Source organism: Nocardia sp. NPDC051900 (assembly GCF_044452545.1).
Lineage (GTDB): Bacteria > Actinomycetota > Actinomycetes > Mycobacteriales > Mycobacteriaceae > Nocardia > Nocardia sichangensis.
Map to the genome: position 1 here is coordinate 1 of NZ_JBITBU010000022.1, position 9,572 is coordinate 9,572.

Consider the following 9,572-nt stretch of genomic DNA (forward strand, 5'->3'; position numbering starts at 1 on the left):
CCCCAAAACCCGCAGCGGCAAAATCATGCGCCGACTCCTGCGCGACGTCGCCGAAGGACGCGAACTCGGCGACACCTCCACCCTCGTCGACCCGAGCGTCTTCGAGGCGATTCGGGCGGGCAAGGGCTGATCACACAGCGCTGAGCGCGGCCGGTGCCGGGACCCGGTACCGGCCGCACCCGTTAAGATTGCGTCAGGTGTGCCGGGAAGTCTGGTCGGCGAGTGGTCGCGCACCCCTTCAGCCGACGCCGGTGGGTGCCGCGGCCGCGCCGCCCGACCACCGGCCGAAAGGTTTCCCGTGATCACGCGAGTGCGCTCGGAACTGTCCCGCTACCTCCGCACGGAAACCTTCGGAGGCGCACTCCTCCTGATCGCGGCGGCCGGAGCATTGCTGTGGGTGAACTCGCCGTGGGGAGCCAGTTATCAAACGATCACCGAGACGGTCGTCGCGATTCCGCCGCTGCATCTGGAACTGACCCTGGCCGAGTGGACCGAGGACGGTCTGCTCGCGGTGTTCTTCTTCGTCGCAGGCCTGGAGCTCAAACGCGAACTGGTCGTCGGCGAACTCGCCGACCGCAGACGCGCCACTCTGCCGGTCATCGCGGCGATCGGCGGTGTGGTGACGCCCGCGCTGATCGCGGCGATGGTCGGGTTCGGGATCCCCGGCATGGACCGCGGCTGGGCCATCCCCGTCGCCACCGACATCGCGTTCGCGCTCGCCGTCCTGGCGCTGACCGGTTCACGCATCCCCACGGGCGCGCGGGTCTTCCTCCTCAGCCTGGCCGTGGTCGACGACCTGATGGCCATCGTCCTGATCGCGGTGCTGTTCACCACGACGGTGTCGCTGCTGTGGCTGCTCGTCGCCGCCGGGTGCTTCGCCGGGTGGGCATCGGGGCAACGCGCGCGAATCCGCACTCCGTTGCTCTACGTGCCGCTTGCGTTGGTGTCCTGGTACGCGCTACACGAGGCGGGCATCCATCCCACCCTGGCGGGCGTCGCCCTCGGCCTGCTCACCCGGGTGCGTGCGGATCCCGGTGAATCCGAAGCGCCCGCCACCCAGCTCGAGCACATCTTCCAGCCGGTCTCCGCCGGGTTGTGCGTTCCGCTGTTCGCCCTGTTCGCCTCCGGAGTCCCGTTGAATCCCACGGTCTTCGGTGAGTTGTTCACCGACCGGCTCGCGCTGGCCGTGATTCTCGGCCTGCTGGTGGGCAAACCGCTCGGGATTTTCGGGATGAGCTGGGTGGCAATCCGGTTGGGCGTCGCGACGCGGCCCAGCGGACTCGGCTGGCGGGACATGTTCGCCCTCTCGGTGCTCGGCGCGATCGGCTTCACGGTTAGCCTTCTCGTGGCGGAACTCGCCCTCGCCGATGTCGCGGACGGGTCGGCCGTCGAGTTGGCGAAGGCCGCTGTGTTGGTGACATCAATGGCGGCGTCGCTCGCCGGTTCGGCGCTACTGTTGCGGCGTGGGCGTGTCCACCAGGCTCGGCGGGACGCCCGTGCGCTACAACGTGAACAATACGGCGGCGCGAGCGATCCGCCCGGAGGCGGTAGCCTGCGTGACCACGGAGGGCACCGGGAGCACCGCCGATCGAACGGGAGTTGAAGCAGTGCCGGGACAGGGAGAAGGGTCGACCAAGTGAGTTTCAACCACGGCGGTAACGGGAGCGACGCGGAGCGCGGTCGTACGGTCACCTCCATTCCCCTCACGGATGCCGATCCGCTCGGCAACGCCAGTTTCGGGACGCTGGTGCGCGACGCCGCCGAGCAGATGTCGACCCTGGTCCGCGCCGAGGTCGAACTGGCCAAGGCCGAGGTCACCGGCGAGATCAAGAAGGGCCTGCAGGGCAGCGTCTACTTCATCCTCGCGCTCACCGTGCTGCTGTTCAGCACGTTCTTCTTTTTCTTCTTCCTCGGCGAACTGCTCGACGTGTGGCTGGCGCGCTGGGCGGCCTTCCTGATCGTCTTCCTGCTCATGGTCGTCGCCACCGCGGTACTGGCGTTCCTCGGCTACCGGCGGGTGAAGAAACTGCGCGCGCCGGAGAAGACGATCGATTCGCTCAAGCAGGCGCGCACGGTGCTGCCGCACGGCTTGGGCGCGGCCGCGCACGAGGACCGCCTCGCCCTGGAGAAGCAGACTTCCTAGGCGCGCGTGCGCGAGCCGGTACGGCGGCTACTAGGCTCGATCGGCGTGTCGGCGAACTTGCTCCCGGATCCGTCCAGCGTCCGTTACGACGGACCGTGGACGCATCGGGACGTGCACGCCAACGGCATCCGCTTCCACGTCGTGGACGCGGCGCCCGAACGGTCCGACGCACCGCTGGTCGTGTTGCTGCACGGATTCGGCGACTTCTGGTGGTCCTGGCGGCACCAACTGACCGGCCTGGCCGAGCTCGGCTACCGCACCGTGGCCGTCGACCTGCGCGGCTACGGCGACAGCGACAAGCCGCCGCGCGGTTACGACGGCTGGACGCTCGCCGGTGACGTCGCCGGGCTGATCCGGGCGCTGGGCTACACCGAGGCGACGCTCGCCGGGCACGCCGAGGGCGGTCTGGTCTGCTGGACCACGGCGGTGCTGCATCCGCGCTTGGTTCGCTCGATCGCGCTGGTGGGCTCGCCGCATCCGTCGGCGTTGAAGAGTTCCGTGCTGCGCAACCGCCGCCAGCGCGCGGCCTGGCTGCCGAACTTCCTTCGCTACCAGCTCCCCTGGTACGGCGAGCACTTGCTGACCACCGCCGACGGCTTCGAAGTGGAACGGCTGCTGCGCCAACGGGTCAGCGCGGGTTGGGCGAACACCGCCGAATTCGTCGACACCGCACAGCGGATGCGGTCGGCGATCCGGATCCCCGGCGCCGCGCATTGCGCACTGGAGTACCAGCGCTGGGCCTTCCGCAGCCAGTGGCGTCCGGACGGCCGCCGGTTCATGGCGACCATGCGCCAACCCATCCGCATCCCCGTCCTGGCCATGCGCGGCGAGCTGGACCCGTACGTACTGCCGGGAACCTTCCGCCGCGACCTCCATCTCTCGCCGGAGCGGCGGCTGGCCGGTATCCCGGCGGCCGGGCACTTCGCCCACCAGGAGAACCCGGACGCCGTGACGAAGGAACTGGCCAAACTCCTCGGCTGAACGCTTCGCGTTCCGGCCCTGCCACGGGTTCGCGGCCGGGTCTCGGTTCGATGGAAGCGCGTACCCACACCGATCCCGCGCTTCCGCCTGCCCAAGTCGCGACCAAGCCCTGCAGCGGAACGAGTTCCGCGACATCGGGGCGACACCCGATACCACGGCTCCGTTCCGGTGGTACGGCCGACCCGCGTCGCGGATCAGCTCAGCACACACGCCCCCGTGGCCACCGGCCCATCGGAACGCTGCGAAGCTTCGAGTTCGGAGCGGACTTCGTTGAGCGTCAGCACATAACCGGTGTCGTTGTCGGTCACCGCGGCGCCGAAGACGACCCCGAGCACCTGCCCTTCGGTATCCACCAGCGGCCCACCGGAATTGCCCGCCTGGACGAGCCCGCGGACGGTGTACACCTCACGCTTCACCGTCCCGTCGCGATAGATGTTCGGGCCGGTCAGATCCAGGGTCTCGCGGATCCGGGCCGCGCTCGCGGTGTACCGGCCACCGCCCGGGTAGCCGAGCACGATGGCGCTGTCGCCGGTACGCGCGGGCGACGGCGCCTGCGGCACGACCGGAGCGGTGAGTCCGGGTACCGAGAGCACCGCGACATCGGTGAACGGGTCGAACAGCACCACCGAAGCGGGCAGCGAGCCGTAGGCGGTGTCCACGTCGACGCTCGTCGTGCCCGCGACGACGTGAGCGTTGGTCATCACGCGCTCCGGGGCGATCACGAAGCCCGAGCCCTCCAGCGCCCGCTGGCAACTCGGCGCGACACCGCGGATCCGCAGCACGCTCTGCTGCAGCGAGGCGGCGACCGGGCTGGCCAGCACGCTCGGATCCGGTGGTTCCACCGCGGCGATCGGCGCCCGCCCGAACGGCCCGATCACGTCCGGCAGACCGGAGGTGTTGAGCAGCTTGGAGAATTCGTTGGGCAGCTTGCGCAGCCAGTTCGGCGCGACGTCGTTGACGTCGGCCAGCACCCGCGAGCCGTTGATCGCGGTCGCGATGGCCGGCTGCGACGAGGTGGCCAGCGGCAGTGCCAGCAACCACGCGGTGACCAGCACGGCGACCGCCTGCAGCCCCGCGCCGACCACGCTGTCCACGCTGCGCGTGAACGGATGACGCATGCCGCTGCGCGCCGCGCGCCCGAGCACCATGCCCGCGACTTCACCGACGATCACCAGCACCACGATGAGCAGCACGCCGGTGAGCACCCTGGTGCGGCCCTCGTCGACGTGCACCAGGATGTGCGGCGCGATCAGGATGCCCGCGACCGCGCCGAGCACCACGCCGAGGAAGGCGAGCGCGGAGGCCACCGCGCCCTGCCGCCAGCCCGAAGAAGCGGCGAGCAGGGCCAGTAGCACGACGGCGATGTCGAGCCAGGCCGACGAACTCATAACGTCATCCCCACGGCGGCGAGTGCGGTCTGCAGATCACGGACGTCCGCGTGGTCCCACTCGCGATCCCAGCCCGCGGCCTTGCTGATCCCGGCGAGGATGCCGCCGGTGAGGCCCCAGACCAGCATCCCGTCCACCTGGAACGCCGGGCTCTGATAACCGAGCGGGCTGCGAACCAGGAAGCGGTTGGCCGGATCCAGCAGCTGCGCGAGCGGCACGCGCACGACCCGCTCGGTCTCGCTCCGGTCGACCACCTGCACCGCACCCGGCGTACGCCAGTACGCGAGCACCGGCGTCACGTCGAAACGAGAGACCGGCACGAACAGCTTGGGTTGTACCGCGAACGGTTCCACGCCGGAACGGTCGAGGCCGGTTTCCTCGCACGCCTCCCGCAGCGCGGTATCGATCGGCCCGGCATCGCCCGGGTCCGCGGCGCCACCGGGGAAGGCCACCTGGCCGCGATGCTGACGCAGGGTGGAGGCGCGCTGGGTGAGCAGCACCTCCGCGTCGGCGGGCAGACCGCCGGGGGCGTCCGGGTCGGGCTCCGGCGAGCCGCCGAACAGCACGAGCACCGCCGCTTGACGCGGCTTCGAGGTCACGGTCATGGCGCGGCGCAGCGCACGCGCCCTGGTCGCGGTGTCGGCGCTGTCGAGGGCCGGTTCGGCCGAGCGGGTCAGCCAGTTCGGGATGCCGGGGGGCATTTCGATGGTCATCGCGCACCTCCCCCGCGCATTCGCCCACCGACCCGCGTGCACGCCCGCACCGTCACCTCCACCATTGATTCGTCCACCCGCATCGTCATGCGGCCACTCCGAGCTTGCCCGCGACGGTATTCGCGATGTCATCCACCCCGTCGAAAGCGCGCACCTCGACGTCGGCTATCGAGCCGTCGGCACGCACAAGCACCGAGATCGGCAGCACAGAGGGGGCGCCGACGACTGTGCGCACTCGCGCGTCGGCGTCGAGCACGCCGGGCAATCTCACGTCCAGTCCGCGCAAACGGGACAGTGCCTTGGCCTCATCAGGGTCGCTGTGCACGGTCAGCACCGTAATCGCGTTTCCGGCGCGTTGGGCGTATTGCTGCAAATACGGCAACTCTCTGGCGCACGGTGCGCACCAGTAGGCCCAGAGATTCAGCAGGGCGGGCTTGCCCGCCAGCGCGGCGGCCAGGTCGACCGGTTCGCCGTCCGCCAGACATCCCAGCGTTATCCCGGCCAGCGGACCGTTGCCGAGGGCCGCGCCGCTCGGGCAGTCGGACAGATGGGCGGCGGCGCGCAGGTCATCGGAGACGCCGGAGGCAACGGGAGCCTGGGGTTGCTCCTCGCTCCGGTCGTCGCCGCGCGGCCACACCGCGACCGCCAGCGCGACCACGACGATCAGACCGGCAAGTGCCCAGCGCCACGCATGTCCCGCACTCCTTCGGCCCGAGGGCTCAGAACTCACCGGCCCACCAGCTCGAGCAGATGCTCCCGCTCCGGCCCCTTCACCAACTTGGCCGCGGCCTCCGGATCGGTCGGCCCGATCCCGAACGACGGACAGTCTTTGACCAGGACGCACGCACCGCACGCCGGCTTGCGGGAATGGCAGACGCGCCGTCCGTGGAAGATCACCCGGTGCGACAGCATCGTCCATTCCTTGCGCTCGATCAGCGCGCCGACGATGTGCTCGACTTTGACCGGGTCCTCCTCGTCGGTCCATCCCCACCGGCGCACCAGGCGACCGAAATGGGTGTCGACCGTGATGCCGGGGACCCCGAACGCGTTACCGAGGATGACGTTGGCGGTCTTGCGCCCGATGCCGGGGAGCTGGACCAGTTCGGTCAGGGTGTGAGGCAATTCACCGCCGTGACGTTCCAGCAGCGCTTGGCCGAGTCCGATCAGGGAGGAGGTCTTGTTCCGGTAGAACCCGGTCGGCCGGATGTATTCCTCCAGCTCCGCGCGATTTGCCTCGGCGTAGGCCCGCGCGTCCGGGTAACGGGCGAACACCGCGGGCGTGGTGAGATTCACGCGCTCGTCGGTGCATTGTGCCGAAAGTATTGTCGCCACCGCCAATTCCAGCGGTGTGGTGAAATCCAGCTCGCAGTGCGCGTCGGGGAAGGCGGTCGCCAGTTCACGGTTCATCCGGCGCGCGCGGCGGACCAGCCCGAGCCGGGTTTCCGCCTGTCGTGCCTTGGTTTTCCGATTCGGAGCCGCGGCGGCGACCGGCGGCGTTCCGGAGGGCTCGGAGCCGGGCGGAAGCCCGTTCCCGGAGGCGGTGGAGGGGGAGACGCGCACGCGTCCACCATACGGAATCGGCAGACAACGTTGTCCTTCCAGTTCAGTTGCCGTGTTCCATCTGAGACCTCGACCGTGTTTACTGCTCGTCATGCAAGGACTCGCTGTGGTGCTCTTCCCAGTGGTGCTGATGCTGTTCGCACTGGGTATGGAGCGGGTCGAGAACCGGCTCCGCAAGCTTCTCGAACCCGACGAAGAGGTTCAGCAGTACCTGGACAAGGCAAGCAACGCCGAGGTGAAGGAGCTGACCAAACTCGGTCTGCCCGCCGCCGTCGCCCGGATGCGCAAGCGCCGCTCCCGCGGCGATGAGATGGACGTGGCCCGCGCCAGCTGACGCGGCGCAAGTGTCGCGCAATCCACTCGTTACGTGGTGTCCGTCACTACGCTGTAGTGACGCCGCGTAGACTGCGCTGTTGGCCGAGTCGCTTCGGTCCGGTACAGAGCCATTTCCCTAAGGAGCACATTCGTGGACGAGGCCCTCGCCAGAGCAGGCATCTTCCAGGGCGTCGAGCCCACTGCGGTGGCCGCCCTCGCCAAGCAACTTCAGCCGGTGGATTTCCCGCGCGGTCATGTCATCTTCAACGAGGGTGAGCCGGGTGACCGGCTGTACATCATCACGTCCGGCAAGGTGAAGATCGGACGCCGTTCGCCCGATGGGCGCGAGAATCTGCTGACCATCATGGGCCCGTCCGACATGTTCGGCGAGCTGTCCATCTTCGACCCCGGTCCGCGCACTTCCACCGCCACCACGGTGACCGAGGTGCGCGCGGTGACGATGGACCGCGACGCCCTCAAGACCTGGATCGACCAGCGCCCCGAGATCGCCGAGCAACTGCTCCGCGTCCTCGCCCGCCGCCTGCGCCGGACCAACAACAACCTGGCCGATCTGATCTTCACCGACGTGCCCGGCCGCGTCGCCAAGGCGCTGTTGCAGCTCGCACAGCGCTTCGGCACGCAGGAAGCCGGCGCGCTGCGGGTCACCCACGACCTGACCCAGGAGGAGATCGCCCAGCTGGTCGGCGCCTCCCGCGAGACCGTGAACAAGGCGCTCGCCGACTTCGCGCATCGCGGCTGGCTGCGGCTGGAGGGCAAGAGCGTGCTCATCTCCGACTCCGAGCGCCTGGCCCGCCGCGCCCGGTAACACGCCCCGAACGACGAACGCCGGGTTCAGCGCTCCACTGAACCCGGCGTTCCGTTGTTCCTGTCAGCCGTGCACGCGCAGGTAGTCCAGCTGCGCCTGCACCGAACTGCGCGCCGCGGGCCACAGCCGCTCGTCCACATCGGCGTACACGCGCCGTACGACCGCCATCGCGTCCGCATCCGAGCCGAGCACCCGCAACGCTTCCCGCACCTGGCCGAGGCGCTCGTGCCGGTGGGTGATGTAGTAGCGGGCCACCGGCTCGAGATCCGGATGATCCGGGCCGTGCGCGGGCAGCAACGCCTTGCCCTTGCCCGCTTCCAGCAGCCGGTCCAGCGAGGACAGATAGTCGGCCAGCGCACCACTGCCTGACCCGAGCACGGTGGTGCCAGCGCCGAGGATGGTGTCGCCGGTCAGCACCGCGTCATCGAGGACGAAACTCACCGAGTCGTCGGTGTGGCCCGGCGTTTCCAGCACGGTGATCCGCAGGCCCGCGGCCTCGATCACCTCGCCGTCGGCGAAGGCGGCAGCCGAGCCGCGCAGAAAGCCGGAATCCTTGGCGCGCACGGATGTCCCGGTCAGTTCGACCAGATGATCGATCCCGCCGGTGTGGTCGTGGTGGTGGTGGGTGATCAAGGTGAGAGCGACCCGGCCACCGGTGGCCTCGGCGATCGCGGCGCTGTGCGACTCGTCCTTCGGACCCGGGTCCACCACCACACAGTCCGACCGGCCCGCCGCCCGCAGGATCCAGGTGTTGGTTCCCTCCAGGGTCATCTGTCCCGGATTGTCGGCGAGCAGCACCGCCGCCGTCTCGGTGACCTGTCGGAGCTGCCCGTAGGCGGGGTGTGTCAACGTCATCGCAAAACCTCGGATAGAAACGGAGCCGACTGTTCCGGTCTAGCGCACCTCGGCGATCAGTTCGACTTCGACCGGAGTATTCCGGGGAAGTTCGGAGACGCCGACGGCCGAGCGCGCGTGCTTGCCCGCGTCACCGAAGACCTGACCGAGGAACTCCGACGCACCGTTGATCACCACCGGCTGATCGCCGAATCCGGGTGCCGAAGCCACGAATCCGACCACCTTGACGATCCGAACCACCGCGTCCAGCCCGACCAGGTCGTGCACCGCGGCCAAGGCGTTGAGCGCGCACAGCCGGGCCGCTTCCTTGGCCGCCTCCACCGAAACCTCCGCGCCGACCTTGCCGACCGCCGACAGCTCGCCGTTCACGAACGGCAGCTGACCGGAGGTATAGACGAGCGACCCGGTGCGGATCGCGGGAATATAGGCCGCGACCGGCGCCACGACCGGGGGCAGGGTGATTCCGAGCTCGGCGAGGTTCTTCTCCCACTGGGTCACTGCGTCACCCTCCTCCGCTACTTGGGCCGCTTGAGATAGGCGACGTGCTGCTCACCGGTAGGGCCGGGCAGCACGGTGACCAGCTCCCAGCCGTCGGCTCCCCACTGATCGAGAATCTGCTTCGTCGCATGCGTCAGCAGCGGCACGGTCGCGTACTCCCACAAGGTCGTATCACTCATGTGCGAGAGCGTAGCTCTGTCTGATTGCCGCGACTTCGTCGCGGCGTGTTCGCGGCCCCCTTGTGGCTCGCGTTTGCGCGACCGCCGCTGGCGACTTCGTCGCGGACGTGGCGG

General features: G+C 69.1%; 12 protein-coding genes. 5 read left to right on the plus strand and 7 right to left on the minus strand.

What is annotated here, in order from left to right; all coding sequences use genetic code 11:
* Positions 1-298: 298 nt before the first annotated feature.
* From nhaA to ACIA5H_RS30540, 3 genes are read left to right on the plus strand one after another with little or no spacing between them, the layout of a single operon-like run.
* The gene (gene nhaA, locus ACIA5H_RS30530; protein ID WP_397079106.1) at positions 299-1,603 is read left to right on the plus strand and encodes a Na+/H+ antiporter NhaA; all 1,305 of its coding nucleotides are present in this window, start codon (positions 299-301) and stop codon (positions 1,601-1,603) included.
* A gap of 33 nt (positions 1,604-1,636) precedes the next feature.
* Positions 1,637-2,143: a phage holin family protein gene (locus ACIA5H_RS30535; RefSeq protein ID WP_356963459.1), complete on the plus strand. Its 507-nt coding sequence runs from the start codon at positions 1,637-1,639 to the stop codon at positions 2,141-2,143.
* A 45-nt stretch (positions 2,144-2,188) separates the two neighbouring features.
* Positions 2,189-3,124: an alpha/beta fold hydrolase gene (locus tag ACIA5H_RS30540; protein WP_379256328.1), complete on the plus strand. Its 936-nt coding sequence runs from the start codon at positions 2,189-2,191 to the stop codon at positions 3,122-3,124.
* A gap of 194 nt (positions 3,125-3,318) precedes the next feature.
* Here the strand turns inward: ACIA5H_RS30540 and ACIA5H_RS30545 are convergent, their stop codons facing one another.
* From ACIA5H_RS30545 to nth, 4 genes are all read right to left on the minus strand, one after another.
* On the minus strand, positions 3,319-4,512 hold the full coding sequence (locus ACIA5H_RS30545) for a MarP family serine protease (RefSeq protein WP_355078674.1): 1,194 nt from the start codon (positions 4,510-4,512) through the stop codon (positions 3,319-3,321).
* Positions 4,509-5,225: a CoA pyrophosphatase gene (locus ACIA5H_RS30550; protein WP_355078675.1), complete on the minus strand. Its 717-nt coding sequence runs from the start codon at positions 5,223-5,225 to the stop codon at positions 4,509-4,511. Before ACIA5H_RS30550 ends, ACIA5H_RS30545 begins: the two co-directional genes overlap by 4 nt.
* Positions 5,226-5,310: 85 nt before the next feature.
* Positions 5,311-5,955, minus strand: coding sequence for a TlpA family protein disulfide reductase (locus ACIA5H_RS30555; protein ID WP_397079111.1), 645 nt, complete (start codon positions 5,953-5,955; stop codon positions 5,311-5,313).
* Complete coding sequence (gene nth, locus ACIA5H_RS30560) at positions 5,952-6,653, minus strand: endonuclease III (protein ID WP_397079236.1); 702 nt, start codon at positions 6,651-6,653, stop codon at positions 5,952-5,954. The genes ACIA5H_RS30555 and nth overlap by 4 nt, the downstream gene beginning before the upstream one ends.
* Before the next feature lie 223 nt (positions 6,654-6,876).
* Between nth and ACIA5H_RS30565 the strand changes: the two genes are divergently transcribed.
* Both ACIA5H_RS30565 and ACIA5H_RS30570 read left to right on the plus strand, forming a co-directional pair.
* A complete protein-coding gene (locus tag ACIA5H_RS30565) occupies positions 6,877-7,119 on the plus strand; it encodes a hypothetical protein (RefSeq protein WP_067799616.1) in 243 nt (80 codons plus the stop codon).
* A gap of 132 nt (positions 7,120-7,251) precedes the next feature.
* Positions 7,252-7,926, plus strand: a complete 675-nt coding sequence (locus tag ACIA5H_RS30570) for a Crp/Fnr family transcriptional regulator (protein ID WP_039794544.1) — start codon at positions 7,252-7,254, stop codon at positions 7,924-7,926.
* Positions 7,927-7,989: 63 nt separating this feature from the next.
* Here ACIA5H_RS30570 and ACIA5H_RS30575 read toward each other — a convergent pair whose 3' ends face one another.
* Genes ACIA5H_RS30575 through ACIA5H_RS30585 form a run of 3 tightly spaced genes read right to left on the minus strand, consistent with a single transcriptional unit; the run spans position 7,990 to position 9,458 of the window.
* Positions 7,990-8,781, minus strand: a complete 792-nt coding sequence (locus ACIA5H_RS30575) for an MBL fold metallo-hydrolase (RefSeq protein WP_379256331.1) — start codon at positions 8,779-8,781, stop codon at positions 7,990-7,992.
* A 39-nt stretch (positions 8,782-8,820) separates the two neighbouring features.
* Positions 8,821-9,279 (minus strand): RidA family protein, encoded by a 459-nt coding sequence (locus ACIA5H_RS30580; protein WP_355078678.1) that lies wholly within the window; start codon positions 9,277-9,279, stop codon positions 8,821-8,823.
* Positions 9,280-9,296: 17 nt separating this feature from the next.
* Positions 9,297-9,458, minus strand: a complete 162-nt coding sequence (locus ACIA5H_RS30585) for a DUF4177 domain-containing protein (RefSeq protein ID WP_085994820.1) — start codon at positions 9,456-9,458, stop codon at positions 9,297-9,299.
* Positions 9,459-9,572: the final 114 nt, after the last annotated feature.

Excerpts from the sequence above, each read along its gene's own strand:
- ACIA5H_RS30545 (WP_355078674.1), bottom strand. The coding sequence starts at position 4,512 with ATGAGTTCGTCGGCCTGGCTCGACATCGCCGTCGTGCTACTGGCCCTG.
- ACIA5H_RS30550 (WP_355078675.1), bottom strand. The coding sequence starts at position 5,225 with ATGACCATCGAAATGCCCCCCGGCATCCCGAACTGGCTGACCCGCTCG.
- ACIA5H_RS30565 (WP_067799616.1), top strand. The coding sequence starts at position 6,877 with ATGCAAGGACTCGCTGTGGTGCTCTTCCCAGTGGTGCTGATGCTGTTC.
- ACIA5H_RS30575 (WP_379256331.1), bottom strand. The coding sequence starts at position 8,781 with ATGACGTTGACACACCCCGCCTACGGGCAGCTCCGACAGGTCACCGAG.
- ACIA5H_RS30585 (WP_085994820.1), bottom strand. The coding sequence starts at position 9,458 with ATGAGTGATACGACCTTGTGGGAGTACGCGACCGTGCCGCTGCTGACG.